The organism is Shewanella sp. FJAT-51649 (assembly GCF_019457435.1).
Lineage (GTDB): Bacteria > Pseudomonadota > Gammaproteobacteria > Enterobacterales > Shewanellaceae > Shewanella > Shewanella mangrovisoli.
Map to the genome: position 1 here is coordinate 2,334,089 of NZ_CP080411.1, position 19,011 is coordinate 2,353,099.

The following is a 19,011-nucleotide window of genomic DNA, read 5'->3' on the forward strand; positions in this document are numbered from 1 at the left end:
CTTAATCTACCTTTTGCGTCGCGATCATATAGTTAACATCGACCTTTGGGGTGTACTTAAAGATCCCCGTCAGTGGGTTATAGGTGATCCCAAGTGCATCTTTACAGAGAAGATCGGTGTTATCGACTAAGGCCATGAGTTCCGATGGCTTGATGAACTTATTATGGTCATGGGTGCCAATGGGCAGCATCTTTAATAGGTACTCGGCGCCGATAATGGTCTCGACGAAAGACTTAATGTTACGGTTGATGGTTGAGAAAAACACAAAACCGCCGGGTTTAACCATATCGCAGCAGGCTTGAATGACTGATTGTGGATCTGGTACATGCTCGAGCATCTCCATACAGGTCACCACATCATAGTATTCGCGGTGTTCTTCCCGATGGGCCTCGGCAGTGTTTTTGACATAATTGATGCTCACGCCAGTTTCCAGTGCATGTAAACGCGCGACTTCTAATGGTTCTTCACCCATATCGAGGCCGTGAACGATCGCGCCGATGCGCGCCATGCTTTCGGATAAAATGCCGCCGCCGCAGCCGACGTCCAGCACTTTCTTACCAAAAATCCCGCCCGCCGTTTGATCGATATAGTTAAGGCGCAGGGGATTTAATAGATGCAGCGGCTTAAACTCGCCGTTGAGATCCCACCAGGTTTCGGCCATACGTTCAAACTTTGCGATTTCCTGCGGGTCCACGTTGGTATTCTGTTGCATGCTATTACCTATTACGGCTGTCATTGTGCGGCTATTATAACGACAATGGGGGATAAACACAGTATTGGCTGATCCTAAGTCTTTGTGGTTGAGTGAAATTTCAGCAATTATCATTAATTCTTCAACACTTTGTGAAGCAGAGCGGTTTTTCTGCTCAGAGATTAATCAAGTCTTGGCTTCAATTTCGCCATTAACAACGGGTTTTATCGGGTTTAAAAGGGCAAATTGACAGTGTTTTCATCTATTAAGCCACATCCTTCGCAATTCACGTAGGATAGGTCTGGCGACATTAAATAACTGTGTTAGAATGCCAAATCACGTTTTTGGGCCGCTCAATGATACGGATTATACGTTGTCGGCTAATTTTCAGGGGAACGAGCAGTTTATGACTGATCTGGCATCATCTATTTCGCCAATTAATATCGAAGACGAACTAAAGAATTCGTACCTTGATTACGCCATGAGCGTCATCGTGGGACGTGCATTACCAGACGTGCGTGATGGCCTCAAGCCTGTGCATCGCCGCGTGCTGTTTGCCATGAGTGAATTGAAGAACGATTGGAACAAGCCGTACAAAAAGTCTGCCCGTGTGGTCGGTGACGTGATCGGTAAATATCACCCCCATGGTGATTCGGCGGTTTACGATACTATCGTGCGTATGGCTCAGCCTTTCTCTCTGCGTTACACCTTAGTCGACGGTCAAGGAAACTTCGGTTCGGTTGACGGTGACTCCGCAGCGGCAATGCGTTATACCGAAATCCGTATGGACAAGTTAGCGCACCATCTCCTCGCCGATCTTGAAAAAGAAACCGTTGACTATGTGCCCAACTACGATGGCACAGAACAAATTCCCGCTGTATTACCGACACGTGTCCCTAACCTGTTAATCAACGGTTCATCGGGTATTGCGGTAGGTATGGCGACTAACATTCCGCCTCACAACTTAACCGAAGTCGTTAAAGGCTGTTTAGCGCTAATTGCCGATCCTGCGCTGTCTATTGAACAGTTGATGGAACATATTCCAGGCCCTGACTTCCCAACGGCTGCGATTATCAATGGCCGTAAAGGCATTATCGATGCATATAAGACGGGTCGCGGCCGCGCAGTGATGCGCGCACTGGCTGAAGTCGAAACCGAAGATAACGGCCGTGAACGCATTATCGTCACCGAAATTCCTTATCAGGTGAACAAGGCTAAACTCATCGAGAAAATCGCTGAGTTAGTGAAAGATAAGAAGATTGAAGGCATCAGCGGCCTGCGCGACGAGTCTGACAAAGACGGTATGCGTATCGTTATCGAAATCAAACGCGGCGAAGTGGGTGAAGTTGTTCTGAACAACCTCTATGCCCAGACACAAATGCAATGTTCTTTTGGTATCAACATGGTGGCATTGACCAATGGTCAGCCTAAGTTGTTTAACTTAAAAGAAATGCTTGAGTGCTTTATCCTGCACCGCCGTGAAGTGGTAACTCGCCGTACCGTATTCGAACTGCGTAAAGCGCGCGAACGTGCCCATATTCTTGAGGCATTAGCGGTCGCACTTGCCAACATTGACCCGATTATTGCGCTGATCAAAGCCTCGCCAACCCCAGCCGATGCGAAAGTGAAACTGGTTGAGCAGGGCTGGGCACTTGGCCATGTGCAGGGCATGCTTGAAAAAGCGGGTGACGATGCGGCGCGTCCTGAATGGTTAGAGCCAGAATTCGGTATCCGTGATGGCTTATATTACCTGACCGAGCAACAGGCTCAGGCGATTCTTGAGCTGCGTTTACACCGTTTAACTGGTCTTGAGCACGATAAGATCATCGCCGAATACGAAGAGCTGCTCGAGTTCATAGCAGGTCTGCTGTTTATTCTGCGAAGCCCAGAGCGTTTGATGGAAGTGATTAAAGAAGAGCTGGAAGAAATTCTTGCTGAATACGGTGATGCCCGCCGCACTGTCATCAATGCCAATGAAATTGATATGAGTCTTGAAGACTTAATCAACGAAGAAGACGTGGTTGTGACCCTGTCACACTTAGGTTACGCCAAGTACCAACCGCTGAGCGATTACCAAGCCCAGCGCCGTGGTGGTAAGGGTAAAGCCGCGACTAAGGTGAAAGACGAAGATTTCGTTGAAAAACTGCTGGTTGCGAATACTCACGATACCATTCTGTGCTTCTCAGATTTCGGTAAGATGTACTGGCTCAAGGTCTATCAATTACCGCTGGCGAGCCGCACATCGCGCGGTCGTCCGATTGTTAACTTATTGCCGCTGTCCGATGGTGAACGCATTACGGCGATTCTGCCGGTGCGTGAATACGCAGAAGATAAGTACATCATCATGGCGACCTCTAACGGTACCGTGAAGAAGACTGCGCTGACAGCCTACAGCAACCCACGTGCTAATGGCATTATCGCCGTGAACCTGAAAGACGGTGACCAACTGATCGGTGTCGATATCACCAACGGTGATGATGAGATCATGTTGTTCTCGAACGAAGGTAAAGTGGTTCGCTTTAAAGAAGGCGAAGAAGTGGCCGTACTCGATGAAAACGGCAACCCAGTACTGGACGAAGAAGGCAACCCACAAATCAACTTCAAGGGCGTGCGTCCAATGGGCCGCGGCGCGACCGGTGTTCGCGGTATCAAGCTTGAAGAAGGTCAAAGAGTAGTGTCTCTTATCGTACCTAAGGGTGATGGCGCTATCTTAACCGTGACCGAAAACGGTTACGGTAAACGTACTGAACTGTCCGAATACCCATCGAAGAGCCGCGCGACCAAAGGTGTGGTATCGATCAAGGTGAGCGAGCGTAACGGTGCAGTGGTTGGCGCGGTACAAGTTGGCGGCAATGACGAAATCATGCTGATCAGCGACAAAGGTACGCTTGTGCGTACGCCAGCGAACGGTGTGTCTATTATCGGCCGTAACACCCAAGGTGTGACCATTATCCGTACCGCAAGTGACGAGAAAGTGGTTGGTCTGCAGCGTATCGATGAGATCCAAGGCGACGAAGATGAGGTCGAATTGGATGAAAACGGTATGCCAATCGTTCCAGTTGTCGCTGAAGGTGACTCTGTTCAAGAAGAGCCTTTAGAAGATGAACTGGAAGAAGAATTAGACGAAGACGAAGAGCTTGACGACGAGCAAGACGAAGACTAATTCGAGAGTATGAAAACGAGCGTCCAATTGGACGCTCGTTTTTTTCATGGCAACGTTTTATTTTATGAATTCTAATATCATGGTTTGTAAATAAGGAGAGTGGCAGTGAGCGCGATTTATAATTTCTGTGCAGGTCCTGCGATGTTACCCGCAGCGGTAATGAAAAAAGCACAACAGGAATTACTCGATTGGAATGGGCTAGGTGTCTCCGTGATGGAAGTCAGCCACAGAGGTAAGGAATTTATCGCGCTGACCAAGCAAGCTGAGGCGGATTTACGCGAGCTGATGCATATTCCACAGAACTATCATGTGCTGTTTATGCACGGCGGTGGTCGCGGTCAGTTCTCTGCCGTTGTGAATAATTTTTTAGGCAACCAAGGCCGAGCCCTGTATTTAGTCAGTGGTCAATGGTCTTCTGCGGCATTAGCCGAAGCGCAAAAGCTGGCGGGTGACGCGCAAATTGATAGCCTTAATATTGTTGAAAAACATAATGGACTCAATGCGGTAGTATTGCCTGAGCTGCATAAGATTGATGCCGATTACCGTTATGTGCACTACTGCCCAAATGAGACAGTTGATGGTATCGAAATTTTTGATGAGTTAGACAGTCCATGGCCGATTGTCGCCGACTTATCATCTACCATTATGTCTCGTGAAATTGATGTTAGTCGTTACGGTTTAATCTATGCTGGCGCACAGAAAAACATTGGTCCTTCGGGCTTATCCATCGTGATCGTGCGTGATGATATGTTGAAACTGCCGAGTTTAACCCAATCATCCATCATGGATTACCGTTTAGCCGTTGAGCATGACTCTATGTTCAATACGCCGCCGACCTTTGCCTGGTACTTAGCGGCTGAAGTATTTGCCTGGCTTAAATCCTTAGGTGGTGTGGCCAGTATCGCGAAAGTCAATCAGCAAAAAGCGCAAATGCTGTATGCCTGTATCGATGCCAATCCTTTCTATAAAAATGGTGTCGTCGCGGCAAACCGCTCACAAATGAACGTGACTTTCCAACTGGCGGATGAATCCCTTGATGGCGCCTTCTTAAAAGAGGCCGAAGCGGCGGGCCTAGTGGCCTTAAAAGGGCACCGAATCGTCGGTGGCATGCGTGCAAGCCTCTACAATGCGATGCCACTTGAAGGCGTAGCCGCGCTGGTGAGTTTTATGAACGAATTTGCGGCAAAGCATAGTTAAGCTTTGTGAATAGAGCTTACCTTGCTTAACTAGCAGATTGATACGCGTCGAATAAAGTCAGTTTTAACCGCGTAAAGTGAGACAAAAAAACGAATGCCTAGGCATTCGTTTTTTATTGGTTGCATAAAGCTATAGGTTGATATGAAAGCGGGCACTTATGTCAAAGCTGCCACTAAGCAATAGCGAAAAGAAGGCTAGGGGACTTAGGCCAACTTAGGCGCTTCATCCCAACAGCCTCGTTACAGTACTTTAGCAATCGACTTGGCTAAGTAATCCACATTGTCTTCGCTAATGCCTGCAATGCTAATGCGGCTCGAACCCACCATATAAATGCTGAATTCTTTCTGTAAACGTGCTACTTGCTCAGGATTAACCCCTAGGAAGGAGAACATGCCTTTTTGGCGAGCGATAAAGCTAAAGTCGCGCTCAACGCCATTGGCCTTGAGTTTTTCCACTAAAATCGCGCGGTTACCGTTGATGCGGTCGCGCATCACTTTGAGCTCCTCTAACCACTCTTGCTTTAACTCTGCTGAACCGAGAATAGTTTCGACAATAGCCGCGCCGTGGGCTGGCGGCATGGAGTACAGACAGCGAACCACGTAAAGCAGTACAGAGTGCGCGATGTTTGCAGTGTTCGCATCCTTTGCAACCACAGAGCATGAACCGATACGCTCACGGTACAGGCCGAAGTTTTTCGAGCAAGAGCTACACAGGATCATATTATCGACCGCAGCGGCCATTTTACGCACGCCATAGGCATCGATATCGACACCATCACCAAAACCTTGGTAAGCCATGTCGATAAGCGGGGTAAAACCTTGCTCCTTGGTGAGGGCAACCACTTTATCCCATTGCTCAGTGGTTAAATCCATCCCGCTCGGGTTATGGCAACAGGCGTGGAACAGCACCACATCGTTCGGGCCAACTTGAGCAAGCGCGCTGAGCATCTCATCAAACTTTAATGATTTAGTGTCGTAATCATAGTAAGGGTAGGTTTTAACGGTGATACCTGCCGCTTCAAACAAGCCAGTGTGGTTCGCCCAGGTGGGATCGCTTACCCAGAGCACCGCATTAGGATTGCAGCGCTTAATAAAATCTCCGGCTACGCGCAGGGCGCCCGTACCACCAGGAGTAGAAACAGTACGAATGCGGTTGGTGATAATCGCGCTGTGATCACTGCCAAAGGCTAATTCTGTTATCAGGGTGTTAAACTGAGGTGAACCGGTTGGGCCGATATACACTTTGGTAGTTTCAGTGTCTAAACGGAATTTTTCGGCTTTTTTCACGCAATTAAGGATGGGAGTGTTTCCCGCGGGATCCTTATATACGCCCACACCTAAGTCGACTTTTTGAGGATGTGAGTCTTCACGGTATTGGGTTAATAGGCCGAGGATAGGATCCGCAGGCATTGCGACGAGTGAGTTAAACATGGCTCCATCTACCTTTTTGGTTATATTGCGACAACATGAATTGCAAAGAATATGCGTGATTTATCGTTTGAAACCTAGAATAGCGTGGATAGATGAAAAATTTAAAGCAAAAACTGTGAACTATGGCCAATTAATCTGGCAAAAAAGCCTGCCAAAAAACGCTTTAGTTCACAATTTAACCGCTGATATTTTGTGTTTTTGTTATTTTTAGACTGACTTGAGTAATTTTCCGGTTTAAAAAGCCGTTTTTTAGCAAAAAACGGTTGAATCCTGCGTCACTATCGGTAATTTTATAACGACGAAGCACCAACAAGGTCCCCAATCTCCTTTAATTTGTAATCTTAACTTGACGCCATGTAGCGTGAGGTTGCCATTTACCTATTTTCAATCAGCGTGCCGTCGATGGTTACGCCCTAAGAGAAAGAAGATTTATTCATGAAGCAATTACGTCTTGAACCTGTTGTGCAAGTCCGCGGTGAGATCAATATTCCGGGCTCAAAAAGCATTTCTAACCGCGCGTTATTATTAGCGACCTTAGCCAAAGGCACCACCACGCTAACCAATTTGCTCGACTCCGATGATATTCGTCATATGTTGGCGTCTTTAAAGCAGTTGGGCGTCGAATACCGCTTATCACAAAATAATACTGTCTGTGAACTGACTGGCTTAGGCGGCGTGATTTCATCAGATACCGCGCAAACGCTGTTTTTAGGCAATGCGGGCACGGCAATGCGTCCATTGTGCGCTGCGCTCACCTTAGGCCGTGGCGAATTTACCTTAACCGGCGAGCCGCGCATGGAAGAGCGCCCCATTGGCGATTTGGTCGATGCCTTAAAACAATTGGGCGCCAATATTGTTTACCTTAAGAATGAAGGATTTCCGCCTCTAACCATCAATGCAACCGGTCTTAACGGTGGTGATGTGGAAATTGCTGGCGATCTGTCTAGCCAGTTCTTAACCGCGCTGTTAATGGTTGCGCCCCTCGCTAAGGGCAGTGTGAATATTCATGTCAAAGGTGAACTGGTTTCAAAGCCTTATATCGACATTACTTTAGCCCTGATGGCACAGTTTGGCGTTCAGGTGATTAACCATGACTATGCTCGCTTTGAAATCCCCGCCGGGCAGCAGTATGTGTCTCCGGGTAAAGTGTTAGTGGAAGGGGATGCGTCTTCTGCATCTTACTTTTTAGCGGCGGGAGCCATCAAAGGTGGTGAGGTGAAAGTCACGGGTGTTGGCCGTTTAAGCATTCAGGGCGATGTGAAATTTGCCGATGTGCTGGAAAAAATGGGCGCCGATATTGAGTGGGGCGATGATTACATTATTGCCCGTGGCGCACCGTTAACCGCAGTTGATTTAGACATGAATCATATTCCCGATGCGGCGATGACCATTGCCACTGCGGCTTTGTTTGCTAAGGGCACGACCACTATACGCAACATCTATAACTGGCGCATTAAAGAGACCGATCGATTAGCGGCGATGGCCACCGAGCTGCGTAAAGTTGGCGCGTTAGTGGAAGAGGGCCATGATTATATTCAAATCACCCCGCCAGTGGTGCTCAATACCGCAGAGATTGACACTTATAACGATCATCGCATGGCGATGTGCTTCTCCATGCTGGCTTTTGCCGATTGCGGGATCACCATCAATGATCCCGATTGTACCTCGAAAACCTTCCCAGACTATTTTGCCCAATTTGCCAGTCTCAAAGCCTAACCGCTTCCTGTAACAGACTCACTTTGGGTCATATCAAGATGATGAAGCCGCATTTGAGCGGCTTCTAAACTTCATAAAAAATCCACGGATTTTATTTGTATTGTATTGTACAATGCGGCGCGCTCATTTTCGGGGCTCTAGTTAAGAACTCACGGATGATGATTATTTTTTGCGGAGGAATGTATGTCTGAACGGGCTCCTGTAGTCACAATCGACGGCCCAAGTGGTGCTGGTAAAGGGACAATTAGCCAATTGTTGGCTAAGCATCTCGGATGGCAACTGCTTGATAGTGGTGCTATTTACCGAGTGCTGGCGTTAGCTGCAATTCACCACGATGTAGAACTGGAAAATGAAGAATCCATCACACTCCTTGCTGCGCACCTTGATGTGAAATTTTTAACCGGCAATGAGAAAGACCCAGTTCAAGTGATCTTAGAAGGTGAAGACGTCACTACTGCGATACGTACTCAAGAATGCTCAAATGCGGCCTCTAAAGTGGCGGCATTTCCCCGTGTGCGGGAAGCCTTATTACGTCGTCAACGTGCCTTTAGAACGGCACCCGGATTAATCGCCGATGGCCGCGATATGGGCACGGTTGTTTTCCCAACGGCATCGGCTAAATTATATTTAACTGCTTCTGCAGAGGAGCGGGCTCAAAGACGCTATAATCAGTTGCAGGACAAGGGCTTCGATGTTAATATCGAGCGCCTTTTAGCTGAAATTATCGAGCGTGACGACCGCGATATGAATCGTCCAGTGGCCCCTTTGGTCCCTGCCGAGGATGCGCTTGTTATCGATACTAGCGATAAAGGTATTGATGAAGTACTTGAGCTTGCGCTCAACTACATCAACCAAAAATTATCCAACACTAACTAAATTATTGTTTGGATAGGTATTCGTATTAAGGATGATACGGATAATTTGACTGACTCCACGTCTAGGATTGACTGTGGTTTATTACATTAAAGTAACTTAAACATGACTGAATCTTTTGCTGATCTATTTGAACAATCCCTTCAAACTCTGGAATTCCGTCCAGGCTCTATCGTTCGTGGTACTGTAGTTGCTATCGAAAACGGTATGGTTCTGGTTGATGCAGGTCTGAAGTCTGAAAGCCCAATCCCAGCTGAACAATTCAAAAACGCTCAAGGCGTTTTAGAAATCGCTGTTGGTGATGAAGTTGACGTAGCTCTTGACTCTGTTGAAGACGGCTTCGGTGAGACTCAACTGTCTCGCGAAAAAGCGAAACGTCACGAAGCTTGGATCGTTCTGGAAAAAGCTTACGAAGATGCTGAAACTGTAATCGGTATCATCAATGGTAAAGTGAAAGGCGGTTTCACTGTTGAATTAAACGGTATCCGTGCCTTCTTACCAGGTTCTCTAGTTGACGTGCGCCCAGTTCGCGACACCGCTCACTTAGAGTACAAAGAATTAGAATTCAAAGTTATCAAACTAGACCAGAAGCGTAACAACGTAGTTGTTTCTCGTCGTGCAGTTATCGAATCAGAAAGCAGCGCTGAGCGTGATGCACTGTTAGAAAATCTGCAAGAAGGTCAAGCAGTTAAAGGTATCGTTAAGAACCTGACTGACTACGGTGCATTCGTAGATTTAGGTGGCGTTGACGGTCTGTTACATATCACTGATATGGCATGGAAACGCGTTAAGCACCCATCTGAAATCGTAAACGTTGGTGATGAAATCAACGTTAAAGTTCTGAAGTACGATCGTGAGCGCACTCGTGTGTCTTTAGGTCTGAAACAACTTGGCGAAGATCCATGGTTAGAAATCAGCAAGCGCTACCCAGAAAACACTAAGTTAACTGGTCGCGTAACTAACCTGACTGACTACGGCTGTTTCGTTGAAATCGAAGAAGGCGTTGAAGGTTTAGTTCACGTTTCTGAAATGGATTGGACTAACAAGAACATTCACCCATCTAAAGTGGTTAACTTAGGTGACGAAGTTGAAGTTCTGGTTCTGGACATCGATGAAGAGCGTCGTCGTATTTCTCTAGGTCTGAAGCAATGTAAGACCAACCCATGGGATGACTTCGCAACTCGTTACAACAAAGGCGACAAGGTTTCTGGTAAGATCAAGTCAATCACTGACTTCGGTATCTTCATCGGTCTTGACGGCGGTATCGATGGTTTAGTTCACCTGTCTGACATTTCTTGGAACGGCACTGGCGAAGACGCAGTATCTGAGTACAAGAAAGGCGACGAAATCCACGCAGTGGTTCTGTCTGTTGACCCAGAGCGCGAGCGCATCAGCTTAGGTGTTAAACAAACTGAAGACGATCCATTCAACGCTTACTTAGCTGACAAGAAGAAAGGTACTATCGTAAACGGTACTGTTTCTGCTGTTGACGCTAAAGGCGTGACTGTTGAACTAGCTGACACTGTTGAAGGTTACATCCGTGTAGCTGACATCAGCCGTGAGCGCATCGAAGATGCATCTACTGTTTACTCAGTAGGTGACGCTATCGAAGCTAAGTTCATGGGTGTTGACCGTAAGAACCGTTCTATCAGCCTGTCAATCAAAGCGAAAGACGAAGCTGAAGAAAAAGAAGTAATGGCGACCTTGAATAAACAAGAAGACGCTGTTATTAGTAATGCAATGGCTGAAGCGTTTAAAGCAGCTCGCAAATAATCGCCTGTTGTATGGGGAGTTTTTTCTCCCCATTAGGTGACTGTGTTTGGCTTGATAATAGGGGATAGCTAGGATGACAAAATCCGAACTGATCGAAAAACTCGCCACCAGGCAGTCGCAGCTGTCGGCGAAAGAGGTTGAAGGCGCAATCAAAGAGATGTTGGAGCAAATGGCAACAACATTAGAAAGCGGTGATCGTATTGAAATCCGTGGCTTTGGTAGTTTCTCGCTTCATTATCGTGCACCGCGTACTGGCCGTAATCCAAAGACTGGTTCATCAGTTGAATTGGAAGGCAAATACGTCCCGCACTTTAAGCCAGGCAAAGAACTGCGCGAACGCGTTGACGCAGTTAATGTATAATTGACCGCATTACAAAAAGCCTCCGTAAGGGGGCTTTTTTATATCTAATGCAAGGCAAAGCTGGTCAGCTCAGTAAATTTCTTGGATAATCAGAAAATTGAAAGGCGTTTAAGGGAGTGCGACGTGAAATCTTTTGTAGCGACAGTCCTTGTGGCACTGTTATTTATCGTGGCATTGATTTTTGGTGCACGTAATGAACAAGTAGTGACGATCAGCTACTTTGTGGCTCAGGGTGAGTACCGTTTACCCGTAGTCTTAGCCGTGGTTTTCTTTGCAGGCTTTATGTTGAGTTGGCTCGTGGCCAGCTATTATATTGTCAAACTGAAATTGGCTTTAGCGGCGACCAGAAAGAAATTAACGGTCCAAACCGCTAAAACTCCTCAAGGTGTAGACGCCTAAGATGCTTGAGATCCTCTTTCTGTTGCTTCCTATTGCTGCCGGTTACGGTTGGTATATGGGGCGGCGGAGCATAAGGCAAAACCAGAGTAATCAGCGTAAGCAATTAAGTCGTGATTATTTCACCGGCTTGAATTTCCTGTTGTCAAACGAGTCAGACAAAGCCGTCGACTTGTTTATCAGTATGCTCGATGTGGACGATGAAACCATCGATACCCATCTTTCCCTCGGGTCGTTATTCCGCAAACGCGGCGAAGTGGATCGCTCCATTCGTATCCATCAAAACCTAATCGCACGCCCAACGCTCACCAATGAGCAGCGTGATATTGCGATGATGGAACTGGGGAAAGATTACCTTGCGGCGGGGTTTTACGACCGCGCTGAAGAGATTTTCCTGAACTTGGTGAGTCAAGATGACCATAGTGAAGAGTCTGAGACGCAGCTGATTGCCATTTACCAAGTTATTAAGGAATGGCAAAAGGCCATCGATATCACCAAGCGCTTAAGTCGCAAGCGTCAGCAGGTGCTTAAACCGATTATCGCTCATTTTTATTGTCAGCTTGCGGATGAAACCAGCGACGATGCCGACAAGATCAAATTACTACAACAGGCATTAAAACAAGATCCTAAGTGCGGCCGAGCCTTACTCACGCTCGCCAAAAAATTCCTCGACGCCAAGGATTACAACCAGTGTAAATCTATGCTGATGGCACTGAAAAAGGCTGACATAGAACTCTTTGCCGATGCTTTGCCGACGGCGAAGCAAGTGTATCGCGATAACCAAGATAAAGAGGGTTATCAAGAATTATTAGCGGGCGCGATGGCCGAAGGGGCGGGCGCTTCTGTGGTGGTTGCGCTTGCTCAGCATATGATTAGTCTCGATGAGATAAAAGCTGCTGAAAACATGGTGTTGGATGCCCTGTACCGCCATCCCACCATGAAGGGGTTTCAGCACTTAATGCAGATGCACCTGCGTCAAGCTGAAGAAGGGCAAGCCAAACAAAGTTTGACTATGCTTGAGCAACTTGTTGAACAACAAATTAAATTCCGTCCAAGTTATCGCTGCAAAGAATGCGGTTTCCCATCCCACACCCTGTATTGGCATTGCCCCTCCTGTAAAAAATGGGGCACCATTAAACGGATCCGTGGCTTAGACGGTGAATAACCTTTAGAAATACCTTGTTAGTGTAACTCAGTTGGAGAGATGATGACGACCAAACCTATCCTCGTAGCGCTTGATTACGATAATAAAAACCACGCCTTACAACTGATAGATCAACTCGATCCCAACATGTGCCGCCTCAAAGTGGGCAAAGAAATGTTTACCCTGTTTGGCCCACAATTGGTTAAAGACATTCACGACCGTGGTTTCGATCTTTTCCTCGACCTAAAGTTTCACGATATTCCCAATACGGTCGCCAAAGCAGTTGCGGCTGCGGCAGAACTTGGCGTGTGGATGACAAACGTCCATGCCAGCGGTGGCTTGGCTATGATGGAAGCGGCGAAAAAAGCGTTGCAGCCCTATGGTAAGGATGCACCTCTGCTAATCGCAGTAACGGTTCTGACTTCTATGAGCGATGAGGATTTAAAACTCATCGGCATTGATGTGCCAGCTTTTGAACATGTGCAACGTCTCGCGAAACTCACCAAGCAGGCGGGCCTTGATGGTGTGGTCTGTTCGGCGCAAGAGGCAAGTGTACTAAAATCGCTCTTAGGTCAAGATTTTAAACTTATCACCCCGGGGATCCGCCCTGTGGGCAGCGACGTGGGTGACCAACACCGGGTGATGACGCCACCGGAGGCGCTTGCAGCCGGTTCTGATTATTTAGTGATTGGTCGACCAATCACTAAGGCCGCCGATCCTCTGGCGGCGTTGCAGGCGATTCATCAATCTCTCGCTAGAGAGGCATGATGACAACCATTGCGGCTTAAGCACTTGTTCGCACGTTAATTTGACCGTTCACGGAGAATGCCCATGCTGAATACTACGATGTTTAATTATCAAGGTAAGAATGTTGTCGTTGTCGGTGGTACGAGTGGAATTAACCTCGCGATAGCCAACGCCTTTGCGCAGGCTGGCGCGAATGTGGCGGTGGCGAGTCGCAGTCAAGACAAGATTGATGCCGCCGTGTTGCAGCTCAAACAGTCAAATCCAGATGGGATCCACCTCGGGGTGAGTTTTGATGTCAGGGATTTAGCTGCGGTTGAGCAGGGTTTTGATACTATCGCCTCCGAATTTGGCTTTATCGATGTGTTGGTGAGTGGCGCGGCAGGCAACTTTCCGGCGACTGCGGCAAAACTCTCTGCTAATGGCTTTAAGGCCGTGATGGATATTGATCTCTTGGGCAGTTTTCAAGTGCTAAAGACGGCTTATCCTTTACTGCGTCGCCCCCAAGGGAATATTATTCAAATCTCGGCGCCGCAGGCATCGATAGCCATGCCAATGCAAGCCCATGTTTGCGCCGCCAAGGCTGGCGTAGACATGCTCACTCGGACACTGGCGATAGAATGGGGCTGCGAAGGGATCCGTATAAACTCCATTATTCCGGGACCAATTGCGGACACTGAAGGATTTAACCGTTTAGCGCCGAGCGCCGCACTGCAACAGCAAGTTGCACAGTCTGTACCGTTAAAACGCAATGGTGTCGGGCAGGATATTGCTAATGCCGCGATGTTTTTAGGATCAGAATATGCCTCGTACATTACAGGGGTTGTGTTACCCGTCGATGGTGGCTGGTCGCTTGGCGGAGCGAGCATTGCGATGACGGCATTAGGCGAGTTGGCGATTAAAGCTCAGCAGTGATAGCGCAATATTTTAACGTTGTAACTTATTTATTTGATAGAGAAATCGGGTGAAAATCCATGGCGAATGCATTACAAGAGCAGCTGCTTAAGGCTGGCCTTGCCAGTAAACAAAAAGTGCGTGATGTGAAGACGCAAAAACGTCGCGATAAAAAGGCGCGGGTGGATGATGGTTCTAGCGCATTGAAGAGTGACATTGCCGAGCAAAAACGACTCCAAGCTGAAAAAGATAAGGCTTTGAACGAGCAGCGCTTTGCCGAAGCGACGGCCCGTGGGCAAGTGCGTGGCTTAGTGAGTGAATTCACTCAATTTGCGATTAAGATCCCAAGCCATGCCGAGGTGAAGTTTAACTATACCCTCGATAATAAAATCTATTCAGTCTATATCGATGAAAAGATCCAATCAGAACTGCTAAAAGGTCTATTAGGGATTGTTCGATACGAAGATAAGAGCTATCTAGTCCCCCATAAATTGGCCGAGCGTGTCAATCTACTGGTGCCACAATGGTGCGGTTACTTGTGGCAACAAGATGAAGGCAAAGCGGTTGAGGTCGAAGATGACCCCTATGCCGATTATGCGATTCCAGACGATTTAATGTGGTAATCAATGCGTTAATCGTGAGCTAAGCCGACGACGCATCGCTTATCTCTGGCTACACTAAAACCCTTAAGGCAACTTAAGGGTTTTTTATTACCCGTATTTCACATTAACGGTTTTGCTGGTTCTGAGTTGCAAAGTGAATTTGTAATGAGATTGTTTTCTGTATTGAACTGGTATAAATTAAAACAACTGTTTAAATCCTACGTTTAAGAGTCTACCCATGAATCCTTACCAAGCTCCGTTAGCGGATATGCGTTTCTTATTGGAACAGGTTTTTGATGCGCCAAATACTTGGGCACAACTCCCTGATATTGCTGAAATGGTCGATATGGATACGGCCAGCGCGATTCTCGAAGAAGCCGCGAAAATCAGTGCTGAATTAATCCATCCGCTTAACCGTGCTGGTGATGAGCAAGGCGTTCTTCATCAGGATAATCGAGTGATTACGCCCGATGGTTATAAAGCCGTTTACGATCAATATTCCCAAGGCGGCTGGGTGGGCCTGTGTGGTGAACCCGAGTTCGGCGGTATGGGCATGCCGAAAATGCTGGGGGTGTTAGTCGATGAAATGGCTTACAGCGCCTGTAATGCATTCACTCTGTATGGCTCACTCACGGCGGGGGCTGCATTGTGTATTAATGCCCACGGCAGTGAAGAGATTAAAGAAACCTATTTGCCAAAACTCTACAGCGGTGAATGGGCAGGGGCCATGGACATGACTGAACCTCAGGCAGGCTCTGATCTACGTAATATCCGTACCCGCGCTATCCCACAGGATGATGGCAGTTATGCCATCAGCGGCAGCAAAATCTTTATCACGGGTGGCGATCATGATTTAACTGAGAACGTCATTCACTTAGTGCTGGCAAAGCTTCCTGAAAGCAAAGGTATTTCACTGTTCCTCGTGCCTAAAACCACGGTTAATGCCGATGGCAGTTTAGGCCAGGCGAACGGTGTGAGCGTCGGTTCCATCGAACATAAAATGGGGCTTAAGGGCTCTGCCACTTGTGTAATGAACTTTGATGAGGCAAAAGGTTACCTGATTGGTGAGCCAAATCGTGGTCTAGTGTGTATGTTCACTATGATGAACTACGAGCGCTTAGCCATCGGTATTCAAGGGCTTGGCAGTGCGCAGGCCGCTTATCAAATGGCCGCCGATTATGCCAAAGAGCGCAACCAAGGCGTTGCCGCTGGCGGCTCGCCCACGGGTAGCGACTCCGATCCTATTATTGTGCATGGCGACGTGCGTCGTATGCTGCTGACCATACGTGCGATGACAGAAGCGGGGCGCGCACTCTCGGTATTTACCGGTAAACAACTCGATTTAGCAAAATATGCCGAGGGTGAGGCTAAAGCTAAGGCTGCTCGTTATGTGGGCTTGTTAACTCCCGTGGCAAAAGCGTTTTTAACCGACCGCGGTTTAGATGCTACTATCATGGCGCAACAAGTGTTTGGTGGTCATGGCTATATTCGCGAAACCGGCATTGAGCAGTTAGTACGTGATACTCGTATTGCGCAGATTTACGAAGGCACTAACGGCATTCAGGCTATCGACTTCCTAGGACGAAAAGTTACAGGCGATAATCTCGCGACCCTTAAGGAGTTTGTGGCCGAGTTAAAGGCGCAAATGCGTGAGTTTACTCAGGTCGATGCGGTGAAAGTGTCCGCCGTTTGTGCCCGTTTGGATGCCTTAGTCAATGTTGCCGAAGCCATCAATGAGCAAAAGTTCACTCAACCAGCGCTCATTAACGCCAGTGCGGTCGACTTTTTGGATGCCTTCGGCTTCACCCTCTATGGGTTCTATTGGTTAGCCATGTTGGATAAAGCGGTGGGTGCTGAAGATAAGCAGTTTGCCGAGCAAAAATCCTACCTCGCCAAATTTTATTTCGACAAATTGCTGCCTAAGGCTGACTATCACTTAGCACAAGTGCGCGCGGGAGATACCAGCACTATGGCGATGCCAGCTGAGCTGTTCTAACGCAAGCTTAATCGCGTTAAGCGTTCGCATTCACCTAATAAAAAAGCACTGATATTCAGTGCTTTTTGTTTTTAATACTTTGCATATTGCTATGCACGTATTGGGAGTTAATCACTTAACTTAACGGTGCTCTGCTCTGTGGTCGTTGTTTGGCTGGTCTGAGTTTGAATTTCGACAGCGCTCAGCAGCCGAGTTAAAAAGTCGGCGCTAAAGGCGGGCTTACGTTGCTTTTTAGTTTCAGGACTAATGCCATTCTCGAGCACCACAAAGAGAATATCCCGCTGCTGCGCTAAACGCATAAAGCCAGCTAAATTTGCGACGCCCTGCATCGAGCCAGTCTTGGCAAACACAAGATGTTTTAAGGGCGGTTTAGTGTATCCCAAGCGATATTGCAGTGTGCCGCTGACACCGGCTTCGGGCAAACTGTCAATGAGGCTGTGAAAGCGTGCATCTTGGTAAATGAGCGCCAGCACATCGGCTAATTGTTTTGCGCTCAACAGGTTATAGCGAGAAAGCCCTGAACCATCGACAATATTGGCGTTGGTTAAATCAATCCCGAGTTCAGTCAGAATATGGCGCATCGCCGCAGCACCGTTGGTAAAGCTACCTTGGGTTTTGTAATAACTTTGCCCCACGCGCTTAAATAAACTGTCGGCAATCAGGTTATCCGACTTCAGCAGCATGGTTTTTAACAGCTCAGGCAAAGGTGCGCTGCTATGGCTGGCAATGAGTTTTGCCTTCGAAGGGATGGCGTTGCCTATCTTCACTTTACCTGAGAGTGACATTTCACCCTTGAGCGTCGCTGTTAGGGTGTCCATGGCAAATTTTTCAGGATCGCTAATGGCAATCGCCAGCGGTATCGCTTCACTGCCAGGATAGCAGCCCCGTAGATGATACTGATTCTGGCCAAGGCGTACTAAATCGAGTTGGCAAAAATCATGGCCTGCTTTGGGGGAGAATATGGCGTCGCTACTCACTTTCACCCCAAAACTCGATGCCCTTAATTTGACCTCAGAAGCATGCTTGGTTGAGCTTGGCGAAAACTGCCCGTACACGCAGTTTTGGTTGATGATATAACTCGACACTGGCGCGGCAAAGCAAATCCCGAGATCATCCCACACCCAGCCAGGTGCTTGTAATTGCTCTTGTTTATCCCCGATAAGATAGAGATGTCCCTCAATGCTTGTTATGCCTTGCTTTTGTAGATGGGCAAACAAGGCCTTAAGATCGTCCTGAGTCAGCGTCGGATCGCCGCTAAAACGCAGATAAACACTGCCCGCAATATGACCTTGGCGAATAGGCGCATCGCTCCACAGCTCAGTAACATAGCGAAAATCTGGGCCAAGGCTAGCCATAGCGGTAACGGCGGTCAGCACTTTTTGTGTGCTGGCTGGGATAAATAAGGTATCGGCTTGCTGGCTGTATAACAGGGTATTGGTACTTAAATCACGCGCCAGTAAAGCGACTTGCGAATGACGCGGAGCAATATCGGCGATTTGCTTGGCCAATATCGACTCATCCATCGGATGAATTGCTGCATGGGCTTGGGTTGACAGCAGCATGCTTACCAAGCCGCCTAAGAGTAACCCTTTAATCTTGGGCCGAGTGAATGATGCCTGTAACTTATCCTTGTTTAGCGAGTGCGTCATAGGTGTCCTGAATATCATTTTTACCATTAGCGGTCATTGCTGCCATCGTCTTTTTCCATTAGACGATACAGCCTTAGGGTGACAAATAAAACCAAACCAATAAAAAGCGGCAAAATGAGTAAGCCGAGCTGCGCTTTAAAATGAAAAATGCCCCAAGCTAAGGCTAAGGTGAGGGCGAGGGTCAGTAGGATTTTTTTGTTCATGGTGTTAGGCAATTGGGACTTAAGATGTTTTAGTTTACGCTAAAACAACGATGACAGGCACGCTTGCCTAAGGTAGAAGCCCTGTTTTGTGACTCACACACCATTTTGTTTATGGCCTGATTAGTGTTGGTTAATCATCACGGACAATAGATTCAGGGAAAAACAGTAAAAGCATTTAG

Annotated in this window: 16 protein-coding genes; 12 read left to right on the forward strand and 4 right to left on the reverse strand. The window is 47.6% G+C overall.

Annotation, left to right across the window (positions count from 1 at the left end):
• Position 1 precedes the first annotated feature (1 nt).
• On the reverse strand, positions 2-712 hold the full coding sequence (gene ubiG, locus K0H59_RS10425; RefSeq protein ID WP_220055481.1) for a bifunctional 2-polyprenyl-6-hydroxyphenol methylase/3-demethylubiquinol 3-O-methyltransferase UbiG: 711 nt from the start codon (positions 710-712) through the stop codon (positions 2-4).
• 385 nt (positions 713-1,097) lie between these two features.
• Here ubiG and gyrA point away from each other — a divergent pair, with 385 nt between their 5' ends.
• Entirely contained in the window at positions 1,098-3,854 is a 2,757-nt protein-coding gene (gyrA, locus tag K0H59_RS10430) for a DNA gyrase subunit A (RefSeq protein WP_220055482.1), read from the forward strand.
• Positions 3,855-3,959: 105 nt separating this feature from the next.
• On the forward strand, positions 3,960-5,051 hold the full coding sequence (gene serC, locus K0H59_RS10435) for a 3-phosphoserine/phosphohydroxythreonine transaminase (RefSeq protein ID WP_220055483.1): 1,092 nt from the start codon (positions 3,960-3,962) through the stop codon (positions 5,049-5,051).
• Positions 5,052-5,290: 239 nt separating this feature from the next.
• Here serC and K0H59_RS10440 read toward each other — a convergent pair whose 3' ends face one another.
• On the reverse strand, positions 5,291-6,481 hold the full coding sequence (locus K0H59_RS10440) for an amino acid aminotransferase (RefSeq protein ID WP_220055484.1): 1,191 nt from the start codon (positions 6,479-6,481) through the stop codon (positions 5,291-5,293).
• A gap of 435 nt (positions 6,482-6,916) precedes the next feature.
• Between K0H59_RS10440 and aroA the strand changes: the two genes are divergently transcribed.
• The 10 genes from aroA (at position 6,917) to K0H59_RS10490 (ending at position 16,980) form a co-directional block, all read left to right on the forward strand.
• A complete protein-coding gene (gene aroA, locus K0H59_RS10445; RefSeq protein ID WP_220055485.1) occupies positions 6,917-8,197 on the forward strand; it encodes a 3-phosphoshikimate 1-carboxyvinyltransferase in 1,281 nt (426 codons plus the stop codon).
• 183 nt (positions 8,198-8,380) lie between these two features.
• Entirely contained in the window at positions 8,381-9,073 is a 693-nt protein-coding gene (gene cmk, locus K0H59_RS10450) for a (d)CMP kinase (protein ID WP_011622694.1), read from the forward strand.
• Between the two features lie 102 nt (positions 9,074-9,175).
• Positions 9,176-10,843 (forward strand): 30S ribosomal protein S1, encoded by a 1,668-nt coding sequence (gene rpsA / locus K0H59_RS10455; RefSeq protein WP_011622695.1) that lies wholly within the window; start codon positions 9,176-9,178, stop codon positions 10,841-10,843.
• A 73-nt stretch (positions 10,844-10,916) separates the two neighbouring features.
• On the forward strand, positions 10,917-11,204 hold the full coding sequence (gene ihfB, locus K0H59_RS10460; protein ID WP_011072380.1) for an integration host factor subunit beta: 288 nt from the start codon (positions 10,917-10,919) through the stop codon (positions 11,202-11,204).
• 123 nt (positions 11,205-11,327) lie between these two features.
• Complete coding sequence (locus K0H59_RS10465; RefSeq protein ID WP_011626213.1) at positions 11,328-11,603, forward strand: LapA family protein; 276 nt, start codon at positions 11,328-11,330, stop codon at positions 11,601-11,603.
• Between the two features lies 1 nt (position 11,604).
• Positions 11,605-12,765: a lipopolysaccharide assembly protein LapB gene (gene lapB / locus K0H59_RS10470; RefSeq protein ID WP_220055486.1), complete on the forward strand. Its 1,161-nt coding sequence runs from the start codon at positions 11,605-11,607 to the stop codon at positions 12,763-12,765.
• Positions 12,766-12,807: 42 nt separating this feature from the next.
• Positions 12,808-13,512 carry an orotidine-5'-phosphate decarboxylase gene (gene pyrF / locus K0H59_RS10475; protein WP_088211164.1) on the forward strand — a complete coding sequence of 235 codons (705 nt, stop codon included), beginning with the start codon at positions 12,808-12,810 and terminating at the stop codon, positions 13,510-13,512.
• Positions 13,513-13,575: 63 nt separating this feature from the next.
• The gene (locus K0H59_RS10480; RefSeq protein WP_220055487.1) at positions 13,576-14,403 is read left to right on the forward strand and encodes an SDR family oxidoreductase; all 828 of its coding nucleotides are present in this window, start codon (positions 13,576-13,578) and stop codon (positions 14,401-14,403) included.
• Positions 14,404-14,462: 59 nt separating this feature from the next.
• Positions 14,463-15,005, forward strand: coding sequence for a DUF2058 domain-containing protein (locus K0H59_RS10485; protein WP_011716975.1), 543 nt, complete (start codon positions 14,463-14,465; stop codon positions 15,003-15,005).
• Positions 15,006-15,222: 217 nt separating this feature from the next.
• On the forward strand, positions 15,223-16,980 hold the full coding sequence (locus K0H59_RS10490; protein WP_220055488.1) for an acyl-CoA dehydrogenase family protein: 1,758 nt from the start codon (positions 15,223-15,225) through the stop codon (positions 16,978-16,980).
• A gap of 107 nt (positions 16,981-17,087) precedes the next feature.
• Here the strand turns inward: K0H59_RS10490 and dacB are convergent, their stop codons facing one another.
• Both dacB and K0H59_RS10500 read right to left on the reverse strand, forming a co-directional pair.
• Complete coding sequence (dacB, locus tag K0H59_RS10495; RefSeq protein ID WP_220055489.1) at positions 17,088-18,629, reverse strand: D-alanyl-D-alanine carboxypeptidase/D-alanyl-D-alanine-endopeptidase; 1,542 nt, start codon at positions 18,627-18,629, stop codon at positions 17,088-17,090.
• Positions 18,630-18,655: 26 nt separating this feature from the next.
• Entirely contained in the window at positions 18,656-18,832 is a 177-nt protein-coding gene (locus K0H59_RS10500; RefSeq protein ID WP_011622703.1) for a hypothetical protein, read from the reverse strand.
• Positions 18,833-19,011: the final 179 nt, after the last annotated feature.

Bases quoted from the DNA above. Each gene is read 5' to 3' on its own strand.
- ubiG (WP_220055481.1), bottom strand. From the start codon at position 712: ATGCAACAGAATACCAACGTGGACCCGCAGGAAATCGCAAAGTTTGAA.
- gyrA (WP_220055482.1), top strand. From the start codon at position 1,098: ATGACTGATCTGGCATCATCTATTTCGCCAATTAATATCGAAGACGAA.
- K0H59_RS10440 (WP_220055484.1), bottom strand. From the start codon at position 6,481: ATGTTTAACTCACTCGTCGCAATGCCTGCGGATCCTATCCTCGGCCTA.
- aroA (WP_220055485.1), top strand. From the start codon at position 6,917: ATGAAGCAATTACGTCTTGAACCTGTTGTGCAAGTCCGCGGTGAGATC.
- cmk (WP_011622694.1), top strand. From the start codon at position 8,381: ATGTCTGAACGGGCTCCTGTAGTCACAATCGACGGCCCAAGTGGTGCT.
- rpsA (WP_011622695.1), top strand. From the start codon at position 9,176: ATGACTGAATCTTTTGCTGATCTATTTGAACAATCCCTTCAAACTCTG.
- ihfB (WP_011072380.1), top strand. From the start codon at position 10,917: ATGACAAAATCCGAACTGATCGAAAAACTCGCCACCAGGCAGTCGCAG.
- lapB (WP_220055486.1), top strand. From the start codon at position 11,605: ATGCTTGAGATCCTCTTTCTGTTGCTTCCTATTGCTGCCGGTTACGGT.
- pyrF (WP_088211164.1), top strand. From the start codon at position 12,808: ATGACGACCAAACCTATCCTCGTAGCGCTTGATTACGATAATAAAAAC.
- K0H59_RS10480 (WP_220055487.1), top strand. From the start codon at position 13,576: ATGCTGAATACTACGATGTTTAATTATCAAGGTAAGAATGTTGTCGTT.
- K0H59_RS10485 (WP_011716975.1), top strand. From the start codon at position 14,463: ATGGCGAATGCATTACAAGAGCAGCTGCTTAAGGCTGGCCTTGCCAGT.
- K0H59_RS10490 (WP_220055488.1), top strand. From the start codon at position 15,223: ATGAATCCTTACCAAGCTCCGTTAGCGGATATGCGTTTCTTATTGGAA.
- dacB (WP_220055489.1), bottom strand. From the start codon at position 18,629: ATGACGCACTCGCTAAACAAGGATAAGTTACAGGCATCATTCACTCGG.
- K0H59_RS10500 (WP_011622703.1), bottom strand. From the start codon at position 18,832: ATGAACAAAAAAATCCTACTGACCCTCGCCCTCACCTTAGCCTTAGCT.